Source organism: Alteromonas sp. NFXS44, assembly GCF_040148705.1.
Lineage (GTDB): Bacteria > Pseudomonadota > Gammaproteobacteria > Enterobacterales > Alteromonadaceae > Alteromonas.
Window position 1 is genome coordinate 268,082 of sequence record NZ_JAGDEA010000012.1, and the last position, 19,379, is coordinate 287,460.

General features: G+C 50.0%; 17 protein-coding genes and 1 tRNA gene. 4 read left to right on the plus strand and 14 right to left on the minus strand.

All coding sequences use genetic code 11. The annotated features are described in order from the left end of the window. Nucleotides 1–2: 2 nt before the first annotated feature. The 4 genes from J3369_RS18335 to J3369_RS18350 form a co-directional block, all read right to left on the minus strand. Nucleotides 3–419 carry a VOC family protein gene (locus tag J3369_RS18335; protein ID WP_303575640.1) on the minus strand — a complete coding sequence of 139 codons (417 nt, stop codon included), beginning with the start codon at nucleotides 417–419 and terminating at the stop codon, nucleotides 3–5. Nucleotides 420–429: 10 nt separating this feature from the next. Then, complete coding sequence (locus J3369_RS18340) at nucleotides 430–1,830, minus strand: aldehyde dehydrogenase family protein (RefSeq protein WP_502877491.1); 1,401 nt, start codon at nucleotides 1,828–1,830, stop codon at nucleotides 430–432. 103 nt (nucleotides 1,831–1,933) lie between these two features. Continuing rightward, nucleotides 1,934–3,232: an adenylosuccinate synthase gene (locus tag J3369_RS18345; RefSeq protein WP_119502677.1), complete on the minus strand. Its 1,299-nt coding sequence runs from the start codon at nucleotides 3,230–3,232 to the stop codon at nucleotides 1,934–1,936. A 129-nt stretch (nucleotides 3,233–3,361) separates the two neighbouring features. After that, entirely contained in the window at nucleotides 3,362–3,547 is a 186-nt protein-coding gene (locus J3369_RS18350) for a DUF2065 domain-containing protein (RefSeq protein ID WP_119502678.1), read from the minus strand. Nucleotides 3,548–3,712: 165 nt separating this feature from the next. Between J3369_RS18350 and J3369_RS18355 the strand changes: the two genes are divergently transcribed. After that, nucleotides 3,713–4,159 (plus strand): hypothetical protein, encoded by a 447-nt coding sequence (locus J3369_RS18355; RefSeq protein WP_303575642.1) that lies wholly within the window; start codon nucleotides 3,713–3,715, stop codon nucleotides 4,157–4,159. On the opposite strand, the gene J3369_RS18360 is transcribed toward J3369_RS18355, so the two are convergent. Then, a complete protein-coding gene (locus J3369_RS18360) occupies nucleotides 4,156–5,016 on the minus strand; it encodes a tetratricopeptide repeat protein (RefSeq protein ID WP_349589657.1) in 861 nt (286 codons plus the stop codon). The two genes, J3369_RS18355 and J3369_RS18360, sit on opposite strands and share 4 nt — an antisense overlap. Before the next feature lie 129 nt (nucleotides 5,017–5,145). On the opposite strand from J3369_RS18360, the gene J3369_RS18365 reads away from it, so the two are divergent. Further along, complete coding sequence (locus J3369_RS18365) at nucleotides 5,146–7,071, plus strand: aminotransferase class V-fold PLP-dependent enzyme (RefSeq protein ID WP_349589659.1); 1,926 nt, start codon at nucleotides 5,146–5,148, stop codon at nucleotides 7,069–7,071. A gap of 77 nt (nucleotides 7,072–7,148) precedes the next feature. Here J3369_RS18365 and J3369_RS18370 read toward each other — a convergent pair whose 3' ends face one another. From J3369_RS18370 to purE, 6 genes are all read right to left on the minus strand, one after another. Further along, nucleotides 7,149–8,243 (minus strand): PQQ-dependent sugar dehydrogenase, encoded by a 1,095-nt coding sequence (locus tag J3369_RS18370; protein WP_349589662.1) that lies wholly within the window; start codon nucleotides 8,241–8,243, stop codon nucleotides 7,149–7,151. Nucleotides 8,244–8,258: 15 nt separating this feature from the next. Beyond that, the gene (locus J3369_RS18375) at nucleotides 8,259–8,732 is read right to left on the minus strand and encodes a Dps family protein (RefSeq protein ID WP_119502683.1); all 474 of its coding nucleotides are present in this window, start codon (nucleotides 8,730–8,732) and stop codon (nucleotides 8,259–8,261) included. Between the two features lie 125 nt (nucleotides 8,733–8,857). Next, the gene (locus J3369_RS18380; protein WP_349589664.1) at nucleotides 8,858–9,337 is read right to left on the minus strand and encodes a copper chaperone PCu(A)C; all 480 of its coding nucleotides are present in this window, start codon (nucleotides 9,335–9,337) and stop codon (nucleotides 8,858–8,860) included. 121 nt (nucleotides 9,338–9,458) lie between these two features. After that, a tRNA-Thr gene (locus J3369_RS18385) sits at nucleotides 9,459–9,534 on the minus strand. A 60-nt stretch (nucleotides 9,535–9,594) separates the two neighbouring features. Then, nucleotides 9,595–10,740, minus strand: a complete 1,146-nt coding sequence (locus J3369_RS18390; protein WP_303575647.1) for a 5-(carboxyamino)imidazole ribonucleotide synthase — start codon at nucleotides 10,738–10,740, stop codon at nucleotides 9,595–9,597. Further along, nucleotides 10,737–11,228 (minus strand): 5-(carboxyamino)imidazole ribonucleotide mutase, encoded by a 492-nt coding sequence (purE, locus tag J3369_RS18395; RefSeq protein ID WP_119502685.1) that lies wholly within the window; start codon nucleotides 11,226–11,228, stop codon nucleotides 10,737–10,739. The genes J3369_RS18390 and purE overlap by 4 nt, the downstream gene beginning before the upstream one ends. Before the next feature lie 209 nt (nucleotides 11,229–11,437). On the opposite strand from purE, the gene J3369_RS18400 reads away from it, so the two are divergent. Next, nucleotides 11,438–12,316 carry a LysR family transcriptional regulator gene (locus J3369_RS18400; protein ID WP_161599179.1) on the plus strand — a complete coding sequence of 293 codons (879 nt, stop codon included), beginning with the start codon at nucleotides 11,438–11,440 and terminating at the stop codon, nucleotides 12,314–12,316. Nucleotides 12,317–12,320: 4 nt separating this feature from the next. Then, nucleotides 12,321–13,559, plus strand: a complete 1,239-nt coding sequence (gene nhaA / locus J3369_RS18405) for a Na+/H+ antiporter NhaA (RefSeq protein WP_349589669.1) — start codon at nucleotides 12,321–12,323, stop codon at nucleotides 13,557–13,559. Here nhaA and J3369_RS18410 read toward each other — a convergent pair. The 3 genes from J3369_RS18410 to rho all read right to left on the minus strand — a co-directional run bounded on the left by J3369_RS18410 (nucleotide 13,538) and on the right by rho (nucleotide 19,105). Continuing rightward, nucleotides 13,538–16,339 carry an ATP-binding protein gene (locus J3369_RS18410; RefSeq protein ID WP_349589672.1) on the minus strand — a complete coding sequence of 934 codons (2,802 nt, stop codon included), beginning with the start codon at nucleotides 16,337–16,339 and terminating at the stop codon, nucleotides 13,538–13,540. The genes nhaA and J3369_RS18410 overlap by 22 nt on opposite strands. 38 nt (nucleotides 16,340–16,377) lie before the next feature. After that, nucleotides 16,378–17,673 (minus strand): amidohydrolase, encoded by a 1,296-nt coding sequence (locus J3369_RS18415; RefSeq protein WP_349589675.1) that lies wholly within the window; start codon nucleotides 17,671–17,673, stop codon nucleotides 16,378–16,380. A gap of 166 nt (nucleotides 17,674–17,839) precedes the next feature. Next, nucleotides 17,840–19,105, minus strand: coding sequence for a transcription termination factor Rho (rho, locus tag J3369_RS18420; RefSeq protein WP_349589678.1), 1,266 nt, complete (start codon nucleotides 19,103–19,105; stop codon nucleotides 17,840–17,842). Between the last annotated feature and the right edge of the window lie 274 nt (nucleotides 19,106–19,379).

Consider the following 19,379-nt stretch of genomic DNA (forward strand, 5'->3'; position numbering starts at 1 on the left):
TGTTACACAGCGAACAACTGAGAAAGCGATTTAAACGCCTTGAACTCCAGCGCATTGCCTGCAGGATCATGAAAAAACATGGTCGCCTGTTCGCCTGGATCCCCTTTAAAACGCACGTAGGGCTCTATAACAAACGATATTTCTGCCGCTTTTAACCGTTCAGCCAGTTTGTGCCAGTCTGCCATATCCAGCACCACACCGAAATGGGGCACCGGCACCGCGTGGCTATCTACTTCATTGTGCTGTGGTGCAGAGGGCATGGCATCAACGCAATGGGTTACCAGTTGATGGCCATAGAAGTTCCAGTCAATCCAGCGGGTATCGCTGCGCCCGCGCTCGCAGCCCAGTAAGTCTCCGTAAAACGCAGCAGCAGCGACTAAATCGTCAACGGGAATTGCAAGATGAAACGGTTGAGGCATGTGCTCTCCTTTATAATAATTTTTTCAACAGCCATAATTTAAATCGGGAATACGGGGCGTAGCGTACCGCTACGTCAAACTTCGAGGCTCTTACCATCACAGATTTAAGATGACTGAACGTATCAAAGCCATATTGTCCGTGATAGCGCCCCATACCACTGCTGCCGACCCCGCCAAAAGGTAAGTTGGCATTGGTCATAAACATCATCGTGTCGTTCACACACACGCTGCCCGCACTGGTTTGCGTAAGTACTTTGTCACGAAAGCCGTGATCTTCACTGAAAAGATACAGCGCCAGAGGTTTCGCCCGCCCGCGGATAAAGCCAATGCTGTCTTCTATGTTCTCCAGTTCGATGACCGGCAACACCGGGCCGAATATTTCTTCCTGCATCAGCGTACTGTCTGCCGGAGGATTTAACACCACAGCCGGGGCCAGCTTGCGTGTCCCGTCGTCCCGTTCGCCACCAATACGACATTGCAGATCCGCAATGAGCTGACACAGCCTTTCGTAATGACGGGTATTGACGATATGCCCGTAATCTTTGCTTTGCAAAGGTTCAGGCCCGTACTGCTTAGTGATTTCCCGTTCAAGGGCGGCAAGAAACGCTTCAGCAAACCCCTTCTCAATCAGGATATAGTCCGGGGCGATGCAGGTCTGGCCGCAGTTCATCCATTTACCCCACACTATCCGCCTGGCGGTGACGTCCAGCCTGCAACTGGCGTCAACAATACAGGGGCTCTTCCCGCCAAGCTCCAGCGTAACCGGCGTAAGGTGTTTCGCCGCTGCAGACATTACAATTTTGCCTACCGCTTCGCCACCGGTATAAAAGATATGGTCGAAAGGAAGAGCTAATAAAGCCTGCGTCTCCTCTTTAGCGCCTTCAACAACTGCCACGGCATCGTCTTCCAGATACTGAGGCAACAAGCTGGCCATTAATGCTGATGATGCCGGGGCCAGTTCTGACGGTTTGACAATGGCACAATTACCCGCTGCCAGTGCCGCAATCAGCGGCGCTAAAAGCAATTGCACGGGATAATTCCACGCCCCGATGATCAGCACTACACCCAACGGCTCCGGTTGCAGATAGCTGCGGGCCGGCTGCGCCGCCAGGGGCGTAGATACGTGACGTAAATCTGCCCAGCTGTCGATATGTTTGAGTGTGTGCTTGAGGTCAGAGAGTAAAAAGCCGGTTTCCGAAGTACGGGCTTCTGTTTCACATTTGCCTAAATCCTGATTCAGGGCGCGGTGAATGTCCTGCTCATGGGTAACAAGCATGGTCTTAAGGGCCAGCAACTGCTGTTTGCGCCAGCTGATATCACGGGTTTTATTGGCGAAAAAGGTGCTTCGCAGCGCTGCGAACGTTGCAGCATAATGCCCGGTGTCCTGAGAGGGCGCGTTACCGGTATCGATTACAACTTGTATAGATTCACTCCGCTGTTCAGCATTCAGAAGTTTACTTTACCGACAAAAAAGCCTGCTCGGAAGCAGGCTTTTCAGGTATTTATCTTTTCGCTTACGCGTCGTAAGGATGACGTAACACGATAGTTTCGTTACGGTCAGGCCCCGTTGATACGATATCAACAGGCACGCCGGTAATGGCTTCAAGGCGGGCAATATAGTTGCGCGCTTCCTGAGGTAACTTATCGAAATCAGTGACGCCGAAAGTCGTCTCTTTCCAGCCCGGCATTTCTTCGTAAACCGGAGTAACCAGGTCGTAGCCGTCAGCAGCCATAGGCGGAACGTCTTTCACGTTACCGTCTGCGTCTTTATAACCCACACAGATTTGCAGAGTTTCCAGACCATCCAGTACGTCCAGCTTGGTTAAGCAAAAACCGGTGATAGAGTTAATTTGCACAGCACGTTTCATCGCTACGGCATCGAACCAGCCGGTACGACGCTTACGGCCGGTGGTCGCACCAAACTCGTGACCTTTTACGCCCAGGTGCTCACCCACATCGCAAGCCAGTTCTGTAGGGAAAGGACCGGAACCAACACGGGTTGTGTACGCTTTAACAATGCCTAACACGTAATCCAGGTTCAGCGGACCAAAACCGGCACCGGTAGCAACGCCACCTACTGTGGTATTAGAAGACGTAACGTAAGGATACGTACCGTGGTCAATATCCAGCAGTGTACCTTGCGCACCTTCAAACATAATTGGCAAACCCGCTTTGTGGGCTTTGTCCAGTTCGTCGGTTACGTCAACAACCATGGCTTTCAGGATATCTGCCACAGCCAGCGCCTGCTTGAGGGTTTCATCGAAATCCACTGCCGGCTCTTTGTAGTATTGCGTCAACGTGAAGTTATGTACGTCCAGAACTTCTTTCAGTTTTGCCGCGAAATCTTCAGGATTGAAAAGATCGCCTACGCGCAGACCACGACGTGACACTTTATCTTCGTAAGCCGGACCGATACCACGACCGGTTGTACCGATTGCTTTGCTGCCACGGGCCTTTTCGCGGGCCACGTCCAGTGCAATGTGATAAGGCAGGATAAGCGGGCAGGCTTCACTAATTTTTAAACGTTCCCGCACAGGCACACCACGTTCTTCCAACATGGTGATTTCTTTCATCAGTGCTTCCGGGCTTAATACCACGCCGTTACCAATGATGCAGGTAACGTTGTCACGCAGAATACCGGACGGGATTAAGTGGAGGACGGTTTTCTCACCGTCGATTACCAGTGTGTGACCGGCATTGTGACCGCCCTGATAGCGAACCACGTATTTTGCGCGATCTGTTAACAGGTCTACGACCTTACCTTTACCCTCGTCACCCCATTGAGTGCCGAGTACCACAACGTTCTTTGCCATGAATCTAGTGTGTAAAAAAATTAGGCGGGGATTCTACCAAAGATTGCGACCTTTGATCATCTGTTTTATGCGCAAAAATAAGACAGACATAGTCTGAGCCATATTATTTTTTTATAAATTAACGATCGTTCAACGGGATAGATACACCAGGCTGACAACGCCAATCACCACCAGCACTCCTCCGACTTGTCTTAGACTATTGCTCGATTGCTGGCTTACAGAAAGCAGGTATAATCGCCAACGGTCAGGCATAATTAACGGTCCCAGCCCTTCAACAATGCAAACAATAGCCAGTGCCGGCCATAACCAGTCCATGCATTTCTCCTCATTAAGTTTGTTTTGGTTGCTGATGCACAACCCTGATGACGCCTGATCTTTTGACCGGAGACAACGTTAACACATTTGACCAGTTATATTTTGTCACAAAACCTCAAAATATCTGCTATATCAATACTGTAGTTATGCATTAAAGGATAACCAATGAGATTTCCTCTTCAGGGACACTATGCACTCGACGTTTCAGGCAACCTGCTTGAAGTGTTTGCAACGGGTGCCTGGAATAAAGCCACAGCAGAGGCCATGACAGAGGATATTCACCGGATGGCGCAAGGGTTTAACAATGAACCCTGGGGAGCCATAATGGACGGTCGCCGCTGGGTATTGTCTACACCTGAATGTCAGAATGTGCTGGCAAGGGGAATAAAGAAGAACATCACCATGGGTCTGACGCGATCTGCCTATGTGCTTGATGCGGGCATGGTGAAGCGGGCACAAATTGAACGAACCCATCCTCACCTGCGGGAAGACATTCGCGGAACAAATTACGAACGGGCTTACTTTTCCAGCTACTTCGAAGCGCTGTGCTGGCTTGCTGAAGGCGGTTTTACACCCTACCCGCAGCAAACCCCGCCGTCAGACAACGATTAATAGAGCAGGCTGTAAACCTTACGGCGGTACTCAGACTTCAGATTGTCGCCATCCGGCAATGCATTAATCATATCCAGCATCAGCTTTTTCGCTTCACCGAAATTCAAGTCTGTCTTTAGCACAGTAAATAACAATGCCAATGCTTCGGCAGATTTATGGGCCTGCTGTAACTGCACCGCTAATTCCACTTTCAATTGCAGATTATCGGGTTCAGCTTCTACCTGTGCGGTTAACTGCGTAATTTCCGGAGACTCAGCGGCCTGTTCTGCCAGTTCAACTTTACCGGTCAGCGTTTGATAGCGACTATCCTGGTCGACCAGAGTAATCGTTGCCAGCAGCGCCTTTGCAGCATCTACCGAACCGGTTTCCACCAGGCAGTCGATGTACATATAACGGGCGTTAATATTACCTTCGTTCATTTCAAAGGCTTGTTTGGCAAACGGGAATGCCGTTGCATAATCACCTTCGTAAATGGCTTCACCGGCTTTCGCCAGTAATTCATCTTCCGGGCTTGGCAGGTACTTACTCAGGAACTCGCGGATCTGGTCTTCACCCTGAACGCCGGCAAAGCCGTCCACCGGCTGGCCGTCTTTCACTACCATAACAGTGGGCAGACTGCGAATACCGAACTGCGCCGCGACTTCCTGCTGCTGGTCACAATCGACGCGGGCAAGAATTAAATTATTACCGTATTCAGACGCGATCTTTGCCAGTGTGGGAGAAACACTTTTCGACTCCTCGCTCCATTCTGCCCAAAAATCCACAAGTACCACTTTTTCCCGTGAATCCATCAGAATGACCTGCTGAAAATTCTCCGGAGTGATATCAACGGTATTGTTCGCAACTAAATTATCCATGCGTTTTTGCCTGTTCTGAATATTTGTTCAATGATATGGGTGCGTTAGCTGCAAAAGCAAGACTGACAAGCCCGCACTTCGGCGTTACACTGATAATCTCATTTTCTCAACCGGTACTTGCCTTTATCTATGTTGCCGCAATTAAAAATTCTAATCATTGAAGATTCAGCCGAACTGCTGGAACAGCTAGCCGGCAGTATTCGCTCAACCACAGAACTGTTTGACCGTCCCGACATCGAACTCACGGTTGTTGAGGCTGACAGGGTCCAGAGCGCACTGGAAATTGTTCACAACGACGGTGATATACAGGCTGTTGTTTTCAGTTGGGATACCGAAGTTAAAGCTTTTGAGATCGGCGAGACCGGCAACAGCAAAGTACAGAACAATGCAGTGGTTATCGAGGCGATAAAAAACATTCGTCCTGAGCTGCCCGTTTACGTGCTGGGTGATGCCATTAAAGGACTGGATATCGTTAACCAGACCACCGGCATGGAATCGTTCTTTTATCGCAACGATATTATCTCCGATCCTGAGTCTATTCTGGGTTATATCATTAATGATTTTGATGACCGCAACGAAACCCCGTTCTGGACTGCGTACAAAGAGTATGTACTTGAAGCCAACGATTCCTGGCACACGCCGGGACATAGTGGCGGCGCGAGCTTCCGTAACTCGCCCTACATCAGTGATTTTTACCGCTTCTTCGGCCGCAATGTATTCGTCAGCGACCTGTCAGTAAGCGTTGATTCGCTGGGTTCATTGTCTGACGGCACCCACGCCATTGGTCGCGCTCAGTCAGCACTTGCGGCTACTTTCGAAGTACGACATTCGTACTTTGTTACCAACGGTTCATCCACATCTAACAAAATCATTCTGCAAACCCTGCTGCGTGAAGGCGATAAAGTGATCGCTGACCGTAACTGCCACAAATCCGTGCACTACGGTATTGTGCAGGCACGCGCAATGCCGGTATATCTGGATAGCGTGTTTAATCCGGATTTCGGTATTTTCTCACCACCTCGCCTGTCACAGCTGAAAGAACTAATTGAAGAGAACCAGGACGCCAAACTGGTGGTGCTCACCGGTTGTACTTATGATGGTCTGCTTACAGACCTGCGTCAGGTGGTGGAACTGGCCCATTCCTACGGCATCAAGGTATTCATCGACGAAGCCTGGTTCGCTTATTCCCTGTTCCATCCGCAGCTGCGTCCATACTCAGCCATCTATGCTGGTGCGGACTACGTGACACACTCGGCGCACAAAGTGGTTTCGGCGTTCTCCCAGGCATCGTTTATTCACGTAAATGACCCGGATTTCGACGAGGATTTCTTCAAAGAAATTTACAGCATTCATACCAGCACATCGCCGAAGTATCAGCTGATTGCCTCTTTGGACGTGTGTCGTCAGCAGCTGGAAATGGAAGGCTACAAAATTATTAACGAACTGCTGAGCAATGTGGCGGAACTGAAAGAGCAAGTTGCACGCTTTAGCCGCATTCGCATTCTGGAAGCCAAGGATTTTGCCCGGGCATTTGACCATTTCGAGCAGGATAACATTGGTCATGACCCGCTGAAAATCCTGATTGATGTCTCGGCGCTATCCTATTCCAATCAGGAAATTCACCGTTTCCTGATGGATGAAGTGGGTCTGGAAATCGAGAAGTTCACCCACAGCACCATTCTGGTACTGCTGACACTCGGCGGTATGCGTTCGAAGATAGTGCGCCTGTACAACGCGCTGAAGAAACTGGATCAAGGCAAGGCAAGCCTGAACCGCAGCAAGAGCCGGCCGGCTATCCCTTCGAGCATTCCGGCGATTAATCTGGAAATGCTGCCTTCGACGGCGTTCTTTGGAAAGCGCGAACCGATCCCCTGGCAGGAAAGTGCGGGTCGAATTGCGGCAGGTCTGGTAACGCCTTATCCCCCGGGCATACCGCTTATTATTCCGGGCCAGCGTATAATGCAGGAACACATTGATTATCTGCGCTCACTGGCCAATCAGAAGCTCACCATCCAGGGCTTATACGACGGTGAGTTATACGTGCAGGCCGAATAGCGCTGCAGACAATAAAGCTCACTGTCCGGTGAGCTTTTCACTTTAAAGGGTAATGCCGGTAACAGCAGTCAGCCGGTTTACTCCGGTGATACCTTGAGCAACTTACCTTCCGGCGTGTCGGTCAGCAGATATAAATAGCCATCAGGCCCTTCAATCACATCACGGATACGTTCGTTTCTGTCACGGAGATATTCTGTCTGCTCACCAGGTTTTCCGCCCTCCATGTCAATGTGGCGAAGGTGTGTAAACTTGAGTGAACCCACCAGCAAATCACCTTTCCACTCAGGGAATTTGTCACCGCTGTAGAACACCATGCCGGACGGTGCGATAGACGGATCCCAGTAAACAACGGGCTGCTCCATGCCTTCCATTTCTGTTTTGTCAGAAATAATGTCACCACTGTAATCAATACCGTAAGTGATCAGCGGCCAGCCATAATTGTTACCTTTGCCCAGCAAATTCACTTCATCTCCGCCTTTCGGACCGTGCTCCATTGCCCAGACTTCACCGGTTTGCGGATGAACTGTCAGGCCCTGCACATTGCGGTGACCGTAACTGTATACCTGCGGCGCGTCACCTTTGGTGAACGGATTATCTTCCGGTACAGAACCGTCAGGCCAGATCCGCACAACCGTGCCCAGATGATTATCAGTGTTCTGCGCCTCTTTCATGTACTTGTAACGATCGCCCAGAGTGATGAACAGATGTCCCTCATTATCAAACGCTACGCGGCACCCAAAGTGAAAACCGTTATCCACCAGCGGTGAAGCTGAAAAGATGGTTTCGACATCAGTCAGGCTGTCTCCGGCGATCTTGGCTTTGCTGACACTGCTGCTACTGCCACCTTCACCCGGTTTGCTGTAACAAAAGTAAATGGTCTGGTTGTTTGCAAAATCAGGATCAGCGGTGATACCCAGTAATCCGCCCTGATTCACAGCAGCCACTTCCGGTACATTCTTCAGCGGAGCACTCAGGCCGGCAGTCTTGTCAAAAATACGGATGTTTCCTGCCCGTTCGGTAATCACCATTTTACCGTCAGGCAAAAAAGCCATTCCCCAGGGGTGAGAAAGACCGGTGGTCAGTTCTTCTACGTTCAGTTCTGTCGCCTGAGCAGAAAAAGCTGTGCCCAGCACAGCGGCCAGACACAGCGATTTAGTCCATGATGTCGTCATGTTATTTTTTATACCTTATTGAGGCAGCATCGCCCGTAACATCCATGCGGTTTTTTCATGTACACGCATGCGGTCTGAAACAAGGGCAGCTGAAGATTCGTCATCGGCATCCTGTGCCAGCTTCAGCACACTGCGGGATGTTTTCACAACGGCCTCATGACCGTGTGTTAACAAGCGTACCATCTCAGACGCTTCCGGCACACCCTCAACTTCTTCAATTGAAGACAACTCAACAAATGACTTATAAGTACCCGGCGCTGCAACACCTAACGTTCTGATGCGCTCGGCAATATCATCCACAGCAGTTGCCAGCTCGGTGTAATGCTCCTCAAACATAAGATGCAGTTCGCGGAATTGTGGTCCGGTGACGTTCCAGTGGAAATTATGCGTTTGCAGGTACAAGGTATAAGAGTCTGCCAGCAATCTTTTCAGTCCTTCGGCAATCTCAAAACGATCGTTTTCTGAAATTCCAATATCAATCTTGCTCATCGTACACTCCTTAGTGGAATAAATTGTTTTTGAATCGTTATGATTCAATAATAGCAATCGATAAAAATAAATAAAATCTATTTTATAGATTAGTCAGTTCAATTGTTTCTATCCGTTCTTCACGGTCAGTGATGATTACCATGATGATGATGATGCATTGTCTCCGAAGCATTGACTACCGGCACTGTCACCTTCTGTTCAGACCCGTCGCTGAAATATAAGGTCATGGGAAAAGCTGAACCGGCTTCCAGCCCTGAGACTAACCCGGTCAGCATAAAATGCGTACCGCCGGATTGCATAGCCACAGACTCTCCGGGAGCGACGGTTATCCCGTCTTTCAACTGACGCATTTTCATCATCCCGTCCTGCATGACAGTTGAATGTATTTGCACCTGTGCGGCCAGATCTTCACTGACACTGGCGCGGACAAGGATAACCGGCTGATCTGAGTGATTCGTGATTGTGGTGTAGACAGCGGCTGTTTCAGCCATCGGAAAGGTTGCTCTTGCCTGCGTGTTTGTCAGTTCAAACTGTGATGCCGCAGACGCTGCAGAAGTTAACAACAATGCCAGGAAAGAGACTGACAGTCTGAAAAACACAGACACGTTTTCGCTCCGGTGAAAGACGTTGGTTTAACACCATCTTAGGAGAGATAACCTGATTTAGGAAGTGTGCAGTTTGATTTACTGCAAGAAAACGAAGAATTTTCAGCGGATGCAGAGAGAATGGTGCCGACTGCCGGAATCGAACTGGCGACCTACTGATTACAAGTCAGTTGCTCTACCAACTGAGCTAAGTCGGCACACTCTCTAAAGCTTGCTGCGAACAGCGGATGCGTATTCTAGCGACAGAATTATTTCTGTCAAGACTCTATCTGCTTAAGTTTACGCGCTTCTTTTCCCAGTTTAGGGAAATACTCTGACGGTACATACTGGCCAAGCTCTTCAAGCTTACTTCCCAGTTCAGCATAGGATGCTGCCGTCACGTTAATATGGCCCATTTTGCGCTTTTCACGGACGGTCTTACCGTACCAGTGCAAATGACAGCCGGCTATCTTCAACAGATCACGGGAAAAGCTGCTGCAACCAATAATGTTAACCATGGCGCTGGGCCCGCGGGCTTCTGTATCCCCTAACGGTAGGCCGGTGACTGCGCGCAGATGATTTTCAAACTGACTGGTGTCGCTACCGCTCATCGACCAGTGGCCGGAGTTATGTACCCGCGGCGCCAGTTCATTGACCAGCAGTTCATCTCCGCACTGGAACATTTCCACGGCCAGCACGCCCACATAGTTCATGCCTTCAGCCAGCACACGGAAAATCTCTCCGGCTTTTTTCTGCAACGCTTCAGAGACGAACGGAGCCGGTGCCACAGACACATGCAGCTGCCCCTGGTGGTGCAGGTTCTCAGCCAGAGGGTACACCTTGATGTCACCGTCTTTATCCCGCACGCCAACCAGCGACAATTCGCGATCAAAGTTCACCATGGCTTCAACCACCAGAGGCACTTTTTTAAGATCAAGATTGCTCAGCGCCTGTTTGATTTCGGGAAGTTGCTCTTCGCTCATTAAACGCCACTGGCCATAACCGTCGTAACCGTCACGGCTGGCTTTGATGATCAGCTTATCGCCGAGTGCCGATACACAGTCTTCCAGCTCGTCGATATACGTGACTACCTGATGGGCTGCATTGGGTACATTCAGCGCATCAAGCAAACGCTTTTCTCTGACACGATCTGCCCCGACCAGGATGGCATTCATGGACGGATAGAGTTTTTCTGTTTTGCTGGCCTGTTCGAGCAGCCTTTCCGGCACGTGCTCAAATTCAACTGTCAGGGCATCTGAAGACTCTATGGCCTGCGCCAGACTGATATCCAGCGGACGCTTGCTGACAGGGTGTACAACCGTGTCATTACTGACTTCAACAGCCTGCACTTCAATACCCAGCGGACAGCCCGCAAGATACATCATTTGCGCAAGTTGACCTGCGCCGTACACCAATACTCTCATTCATCAAGCTCCAGATTACCGTTGCTCAGTACTGTATCTGTTTGTGTTTTTCTGAATGCAATGACAGCGTCCCGTACCGCTTCGTCCTGCAACGCCACAACCTGAGCAGCAAGCAAACCGGCGTTAGCGGCACCGGCATCACCAATGGCCAGTGTACCTACAGCCACACCTTTAGGCATTTGTACGATGGAAAGCAAAGAATCAATACCGTTCAGCGCTTTTGATTTCACGGGGCAGCCAAAAACAGGCAGATGGGTATGGGCAGCAATCATGCCGGGCAAATGCGCGGCTCCGCCCGCGCCGGCAATAATACAGCTGAAACCTTCGTCATGTGCAGTTTCGGCAAATTCCACCAGCAGATTAGGTGTACGGTGGGCAGAGACCACCTTTGCTTCAAATTCCACTCCGAACGATTTAAGCATCTTCGCCGCGTTTTGCATTGTCGGCCAATCAGACGTAGACCCCATGACAATAGCAACTTTAGCCATCGTGTGACTCCCCATGGTTTGAGACGTTGGTAAGACCCGCTGTTTGATGTGAAATTAATCAGGCGGATCAGAAAGCACGCGATTTTAGCATAAAATCTGATAATACCCACATTACCTGCGATGATAAGACTGTAATAAATAGATCCTTCGTTATATTTTATTACTATCAATAGTGAATTATTTATATTTGCATGAACCAGGGAGTCTTTATGCAATCTTTGACATTTCGTCTTCTGGAGGTCTTCCAGAGTATTGTCGATCACGGTTCTATCACTGCGGCATCCTCGGCGCTTTCTCTTTCTCAGCCCACCGTTTCGTTACAACTTAAAAAGTTGTCCGGTATTGTAGGCATGCCATTATTTGAACAGACATACGGCCAGTTGAAAATGACAGAAGCCGGAGAAGCCGTTTATCAGTGTGCACAGGAAGTGCTGGGCTCTCAGTCCAGACTGGAAAGTCAGATCCATGCGTTGAAAGGGGTGGAAATCGGTACCCTGAAGCTGGCAGTCGTAACGACAGCTAAATATGTGGTTCCACCCATTTTAAGCCCGTTCTGCCGGCAACACCCTAATATTGAAGTGCGTTTCACCGTGGGCAACCGCGCGGATATTATTGAGCGCATGCGCCACAACCGGGATGACGTGTACATTTTCAGTCAGCCGCCCCAGGACGACAACCTGATCTGTACGCCATTTTTACAAAACAAGCTGGTTGTTATCGCGCCGCCTGATTATGACGGCCCGGATAACTGTGATCTAAAAGACCTCATCAATCATAAATTCTTACTACGGGAATACGGCAGCGGTACGCGTCGGGCAATTCAGGATTACACTGACAACAAAGGGTTGGTGTTCCGGAATTCCATGATTATTGAAAGTAACGAAGCGATTCGTCTTGCGGTCACATCGGGGCTGGGTCTGGCGATTCTTTCCGAACACACTCTGGCGCACACGCCGCCGGACAGTGTGAGAATCCTCAACATCAATGACTTCCCGTTAGTAAACCACTGGCAAGCTGTGACCGTAAAACACCGTCAGATAAGCCTGGCAGCTCAGGCATTTCAGAAGGCTTTATTAAACGTGGAGTAATCACATGGCAAAAACGGGCGTAGAGAATGTCCTTGAAGAAATTGTTTCTGACGTACAGTCATTTCTGAAAAGGGACGCGTCAGCAGGCATCATCCTGATGGGAGCCACCCTTCTCGCGCTGATCATTGCCAACACGCCGTTAAACGGCGTGTATAAAGATTTTCTTGATATGAAGGTGACGGTGGCCGCCGGCAGCTTCGAAATCGACAAAGCCCTGCTGCTGTGGATTAACGATGGTCTGATGGCAGTATTTTTTTTCCATGTCGGGCTGGAACTGAAGCGGGCCGTGTGTGAAGGCGGCCTGTCTGATCCTAAAAATATTGTACTGCCGGCTGCCGGTGCTGTAGGCGGCATGATTATACCGGTTGCCATTTACCTTGCGCTGACCTTTGGTGCTGAAAATGCCATGGAAGGATGGGCCATTCCGGCTGCCACAGACATCGCTTTTGCACTGGGAATCATGGCACTGCTCGGCAGCAGAGTACCCGCCAGTTTAAAAATATTCCTGGTCACGCTGGCCATCATTGATGACATCGGCGCCATTGTCATCATCGCCCTTTTCTACACAGATAATATTTCTTTATCTGCATTGATCGTAGCAGCTGTTTGTTTACCCGTACTGTTCTGGATGAACCGCCGCAACGTTACCGACATTCCCCCTTATGTATTAATCGGACTGGTACTGTGGGCTGCCATGCTTAAATCCGGCGTGCATGCCACCCTTGCCGGTGTTGTTCTGGCTGCATTTATTCCGATGCGCGATAAAAAGGATACGGAATATTCACCGGTCATTCATCTGGAGCACAGCCTGAACAGCAGTGTCAGTTTTGTCATCCTGCCCCTTTTCGCTTTTGCGAACGCCGGCATTAACTTTAGCGAGATGGAAGCAGACGCACTGACACATCCGGTAACCCTGGGGGTATTTTTTGGTCTGGTTATCGGTAAGCAGCTTGGCGTGTTCTTGTTTTCATGGCTGTCGGTGAAAATGAAGTTTGCCAATCTGCCGGAAGATTTGTCATTCAGACATATTTATGGCTGTGCCCTGTTGTGTGGCGTCGGCTTTACCATGAGTCTGTTTATCGGTTCACTGGCATTCGGCGGCTCGGAAAAAGCCTTTGATGAACGTCTGGGCATTCTGGCGGGTTCACTCGTATCCGGCCTGCTTGGCTACCTGGCACTGCGGTTTATTGGTAACCCGAATCAGAAATCAGCCAAAGATGTTCAGCCGCCGGTTGAGCCATAGTGCGTCTTCCAGGTTTGCGCCAGCATGCTGAGTAATTGCCGGCGCTTAACCGGCTTACTCAGATAAGCATTCATACCGGCAGTCAGACAAGCCTGTTGATCATCCACGAAGGCATTGGCTGTCAGTGCAATCACGGGAATGCCCGCTTTCTCTGACTCAAGCCCGCGGATAGCTCGGGTTGCTTCGAACCCGTCCATTTCCGGCATCTGGCAATCCATCAACACAATGTGAAACTGCATCTGACGCACCGCCGCCACGGCCTGTTTACCGTTGGCCACACGTACGCACCGGATCCCTTTATTTTTCAGCATATCCACTACGATATGGGCGTTAATATCATTATCTTCCACCACCAGCACTTTCAGATTATCCGGAATAAACGCATCCGGCTCACTCTCTGCTTCAGGCTCCGCTTCAGCGATGTCAAAGGGAATGGTAACGGTAAAACTGGTGCCTTCACCGGGTTCTGAAGCAACCTCTATGGTTCCGTTCATCAGTTCAACCAGCTTTCTGGTGATGGGTAAGCCAAGACCCGTGCCACCATAAAGACGGGTCGTAGACGCATCTGCCTGAGCAAACTGCTCGAAGATATGTTCCAGTTTTTCAGTTGCGATGCCGGTGCCGGTATCCTTAACGGTGAGTGTCAGTTGCCTGTTTTCAAAGCCGGCGAGAACGGTGATTTCGCCTTCTGTAGTAAATTTCACCGCATTGCTCAGCAGGTTATTCAGCACCTGACTCAGCTTACCCATGTCACCACATAACATGTCGGGAAGTGGCGTAAGGTAGGTCATTGATGACGTCACACCATTATTAATGGCTGCATCCTGGTGAAGATGAAATGATGCTTCCAGCACTTTTTGCAATGAAAAATTCACCGACTCGGTTTGCATTTTGCCGGCTTCAATTTTCGACCAGTCGAGAATACTGTCGAGGATCATCAACAAATTGGAGGCAGACTGGGCAATCATGCCAATGCGCCTTGCTGCACCCCGCGGTAAGTCATCTTCCAGAAGATTATCGCAGGAGCCGATAATACCGTTCATCGGTGTACGGATTTCATGTGACATGTTGGCAAGAAACTGAGATTTCGCCACATTTGCAGCTTCCGCCTGTTTCACCGCAGCTTCCAGGTGCAGGGTCTTTTCCTCGACCCGTGAAGCCAGTGTCCGGTTCAGCTCTGCCAGTTCCAGGTTGAGCTTTCGTTGGGATTCCCGCGAGCGTTCTAAATCATCAAAGGCACCGAACAGCCGTCGCTGCATAGAATCAAACGCTGACTCCAGACTTCGTAATTCTGTTACCGGCAAACTCTCAGAGGGGACGATTCCCCCGCCCCGGTTATTAGGATCAAAGGCTTCAAACTGGCCGATAAGTTTTTTAAGGGGGCGGTTAACAACAGAAGCCAGGGCGAAGCCGGCCAGTAAACCGGTCACGGCAAATACCGCCAGCAATTCAAGCACGGTAATCAGCGATGAGTTGGTGAGTTGCAAAAAGCGCTGCCAGCTGTAAAGAATACGTACGTGCCAGCCGCTGCCCTCTATCTGCACACTTCTCACAAACCACGTTTCGTTATTAACCTTAGTCAGTGCATCGCATCCGGTGCCGCAATTGCCCAGAAGCGAAGGCATTAACGGCTGGGCACTGAGCACCTCTGAGCCATACACCAGCTTTCTTTCACTGTCTTCCACCAGCAACATAAAGCCATTAATGTTACTGCTCTCGAAACGACTGAAAGATGACAGCGATAATGACCCTTCCAGAATGCCGGTGACTTCACCGTCTGCTCCGGTTACCGGTGCCGACAAGGCGATAATCGGGTCCTGTCCGAACCCCCGACCACGAAACGCATCTGACAGATACGGTGTCCCGCTGGCGACGACCTGTGAAAAATACTCACGGCCGGACACGTCAAGCATGCCCGCATCAGTAGCTTTCGCAAGCAGCGTTTCAGGCCATGCATGGGTAATTTCCCCCTGCGCATTGGCCGTCAGAAAGGTAAGAAAAGCCGGACTGGATTCAGCCAGCCCGCTCAGTAAACGACCGGTTTGCACTGCGTCGGGTTGTGTAGCACCGGGCACGGCAGAGAGCGTACCGGCAGCAAAATTAATCGCCCGCTGATGGGTGTCGAGAAAATCTTTTACCTGCCCGGACAAAACATGAAGCCGCTGAGCCATATAAAGCTCTATCTGACTTTTCTGACGCTGCTGATATTGATGGATAAACGAATAGCTGACGCACAGCACCGCCAGAAAGAATAACGCGCTGAAGCAATAAGCCAGCAAATATTTAAAGTTAATGTCTTTTTTGAATGTGCCGGGATGCCAGGCCAGCCGGGTAAAAAGGTAGGCAAGGTGCGCTGATAGCACCGAAGATAACAGGCAAAACCAGGTCACTGAGACGGTGGTAAACGCCGCGGTATTAAAGCCGTTTTGCTCACTCCACTGCTGAAAAGCGAGGACAAGTACCGCCAGCGAACTGTAAACCCCGATGCCGGTTTTCAGTGGTTCGCAGGGCGATTGCCGCCTTTTGCAGAGCACTAAAATAAAAGGCAGTCCGGAGCAGAGAATAACAGGCAGTGTGACACCGTGAATAAACCACACCGGCGCCACAGCCAGAACGATGCCCGGAATGGACAGAGCTGCAGGCATTCGCAAAGCCATGAACACGGCAACAGGCAAACCGAATGCTGTTAAGCCGCCACTGATAAATGGCGGCGGTATCAGGTTAAGGCCGGCACTGAACAGTACCAGCAATAACCACTTTACAGTTTCTGATGTGCGCATACCGCATGAACTCTACGCATTAAGGGAAACTTAAAAGTTTAATCAGCCTTTGCCATGTAATCCAGTGTTAAATTAGTCAGCAATTTAACACCCAGCTTCATACCCTTGTCATCGACGTAGAAATCCGGAGTGTGGTGAGCAGGAGAATCCGCTTCCGGCACATCAAGAGGCTTACCGCCAACCCAGAGGAAAAGACCGGGGATCTGTTCCTGATAGAACGAGAAGTCTTCTGCGCCGGTTACTGCTTTGGCCAGTACCGCGCCGTCTTTTCCGGCAGTACGCTGCAGCGTAGGCAACATGTCCATCGTCAGTTCAGGATCGTTATAAGTAATGGGATAACTGTAATCCAGTGGCAGAGTCAGTTCAGCTTCAGCGCCCATGCTGTCAGCGATACCTTTAACCTTACGCTCCATCGCTTCATAAACATGTTCACGGGCAGCTTTGTCTAACGTACGGATAGTACCGACCAGTTCCACTTCACGGGGAATAATATTCGAGCGGTTACCACCATGAATGGCACCCACTGTTACTACAGCAGCATCATCAATCAGCTTGATCTCACGGGACACGATGGTTTGCAGTGACATAACCATTTGCGCCGCTGTCACGATGGGATCCACACTTTTCCACGGGTACGCACCGTGGGCCTGCTTACCGTGGATCACAATTTTGAACGGGTCAACCGCTGCCATGGCACCGCCCGGCTTGTAGCTGACTTTGTCGATGTCCAGATTCGAGCTGATATGCAGACCAAAGATCACGTCCACGTCAGGACTCTTCAACACGCCCTCTTTCACCATCACTTCAGCACCACCCAGTTCACCCGGAGGCGCACCTTCTTCAGCGGGCTGAAAAATGAATTTCACTTTGCCGCGCAGCTCACCTTTCATTTCTGTCAGAATTTTTGCAGCGCCCATCAGCATGGCCATATGGGTGTCGTGACCGCAGGCGTGCATTACCGGTACTTCTTTACCGTTATACTCACCTTTGGCTTTTGAACGCCATGGCAGTTCGTTCTCTTCCGGCACCGGCAGGCCATCCATATCTGCCCGCAGGGCAACCACGGGTCCGGGCTTGCCACTGTCAAGCACAGCCACCACACCGGTTTTGGCAACACCGGTTTCAACCTCCAGTCCAAGAGATTTCAGGTACTTTGCAACGTATTTTGCCGTTTCAAATTCGCGGTTTGATAACTCAGGATTTTCGTGCAGATGGTGGCGCCATTTGATCACTTCAGGCTCGATTTTATCTGCCATCGCAGCCACATCAGTTTGTGCTTGTGAAAATGAAGAAAACGCCAGCATGACTGCGGCGGAGAGGAGTCGTGTGTGCATGTTAATATTCCTTATTATAAGAATATTTACCCTATCTGAATCTGCACCAATTTAAAATCAGTTTTACAACACTCCCGCCGGTATGCGGCTGAGGCGGGATAAACAACAAACAATGCGGAATAAAAAACGGCGCCATGCAGGCGCCGCTTTTCGTATCCGGAAGGATTTAGCTCTTCTGACGCTTCATCGCATCAAAGAACTCATCATTGGTTTTCGTCATCGACAGTTTGTTGATGAGGAATTCCATGGCGTCAACTTCAGACATTTCGTGAACAATCTTACGCAGGATCCACATTTTCTGCAGTTCGTCCTGACTGGTCAGCAGCTCTTCACGACGGGTACCTGAGCGGTTAAAGTCGATAGCAGGGAATACACGTTTCTCTGCAATCTTACGGTTCAGGTGCAGTTCCATGTTACCTGTACCTTTAAACTCTTCGTAGATAACTTCATCCATCTTAGAGCCGGTATCGATAAGCGCGGTTGCGATGATAGTCAGACTACCGCCTTCCTCAACGTTTCGGGCGGCACCGAAGAAACGCTTAGGTTTGTGCAGCGCGTTGGCATCCACACCGCCGGTAAGTACTTTACCTGATGAAGGAATAATGGTGTTATATGCACGGGCCAGGCGGGTAATTGAATCAAGCAGGATAACAACGTCTTTCTTGTGCTCTACCAGGCGCTTGGCTTTCTCGATAACCATTTCCGCAACCTGTACGTGACGGCTTGCTGGTTCGTCGAAGGTTGAAGCAACCACTTCACCACGTACCAGACGATGCATCTCGGTTACTTCTTCCGGACGCTCGTCGATAAGCAGAACCATCAGCTCACACTCGGGGTGGTTTGCTGCGATAGACTGGGCAATATTCTGCAGTAACAGCGTTTTACCGGCTTTAGGCGGTGCAACGATAAGGCCACGCTGGCCACGGCCAATTGGCGATGCCAGATCCAGAACCCGGGCGGTAATATCTTCAGACGAACCATTACCACGTTCCATACGCAAACGGTCGTTAGCATGCAGAGGAGTAAGGTTTTCGAAGAGGATTTTGTTACGGGAGTTTTCTGGCTTGTCGAAGTTAACTTCACGGATTTTCAGGAGGGCAAAATAGCGTTCGCTATCTTTGGGTGGTCTGATTTTTCCTGAAATCGTATCACCGGTGCGAAGATTGAAACGTCGAATCTGGCTGGGCGATACATAAATATCATCCGGCCCGGCAAGATAAGAAGAGTCAGCTGAACGCAGGAAGCCAAAGCCGTCCTGCAAAATTTCAAGCACACCATCACCGAAAATGTCTTCACCGCCTTTGGCGTGGCTTTTCAGAATAGAGAAAATGATGTCTTGTTTTCTGGCGCGAGCCATATTTTCCAGGCCCATTTCTTCGGCCAGGGCAACCAACTCGCTAATTGGTTTATTCTTCAGTTCGGTTAAATTCATGTTGGTGGGTCTTTGTGCTTGGACTTCGCTTACGGGACGTTAGCCCCTAAATTAAAAAAAAAAGTTGGAATAGATGTTTGTCCGGGTCGGACTTAAGCAGAACGCTGCTCGGTTTGAGCATATATCCAAACGTTAGCACCTTAATTGAGGAGCGTCCACTTTTTTTGCCGCAATTGTTAAAAAAACTTTAATGCCCGATATTTACTTTGCACTAACCGGCACATACAGCAGCATCTGACAGACAAAGTTGTCACACGTTCACTGATGTGAAGGT

Bases quoted from the DNA above. Each gene is read 5' to 3' on its own strand.
- J3369_RS18335 (WP_303575640.1), bottom strand. From the start codon at position 419: ATGCCTCAACCGTTTCATCTTGCAATTCCCGTTGACGATTTAGTCGCT.
- J3369_RS18345 (WP_119502677.1), bottom strand. From the start codon at position 3,232: ATGGCAAAGAACGTTGTGGTACTCGGCACTCAATGGGGTGACGAGGGT.
- J3369_RS18350 (WP_119502678.1), bottom strand. From the start codon at position 3,547: ATGGACTGGTTATGGCCGGCACTGGCTATTGTTTGCATTGTTGAAGGG.
- J3369_RS18355 (WP_303575642.1), top strand. From the start codon at position 3,713: ATGAGATTTCCTCTTCAGGGACACTATGCACTCGACGTTTCAGGCAAC.
- J3369_RS18360 (WP_349589657.1), bottom strand. From the start codon at position 5,016: ATGGATAATTTAGTTGCGAACAATACCGTTGATATCACTCCGGAGAAT.
- J3369_RS18365 (WP_349589659.1), top strand. From the start codon at position 5,146: ATGTTGCCGCAATTAAAAATTCTAATCATTGAAGATTCAGCCGAACTG.
- J3369_RS18370 (WP_349589662.1), bottom strand. From the start codon at position 8,243: ATGACGACATCATGGACTAAATCGCTGTGTCTGGCCGCTGTGCTGGGC.
- J3369_RS18375 (WP_119502683.1), bottom strand. From the start codon at position 8,732: ATGAGCAAGATTGATATTGGAATTTCAGAAAACGATCGTTTTGAGATT.
- J3369_RS18390 (WP_303575647.1), bottom strand. From the start codon at position 10,740: ATGAGAGTATTGGTGTACGGCGCAGGTCAACTTGCGCAAATGATGTAT.
- purE (WP_119502685.1), bottom strand. From the start codon at position 11,228: ATGGCTAAAGTTGCTATTGTCATGGGGTCTACGTCTGATTGGCCGACA.
- J3369_RS18400 (WP_161599179.1), top strand. From the start codon at position 11,438: ATGCAATCTTTGACATTTCGTCTTCTGGAGGTCTTCCAGAGTATTGTC.
- nhaA (WP_349589669.1), top strand. From the start codon at position 12,321: ATGGCAAAAACGGGCGTAGAGAATGTCCTTGAAGAAATTGTTTCTGAC.
- J3369_RS18410 (WP_349589672.1), bottom strand. From the start codon at position 16,339: ATGCGCACATCAGAAACTGTAAAGTGGTTATTGCTGGTACTGTTCAGT.
- J3369_RS18415 (WP_349589675.1), bottom strand. From the start codon at position 17,673: ATGCACACACGACTCCTCTCCGCCGCAGTCATGCTGGCGTTTTCTTCA.
- rho (WP_349589678.1), bottom strand. From the start codon at position 19,105: ATGAATTTAACCGAACTGAAGAATAAACCAATTAGCGAGTTGGTTGCC.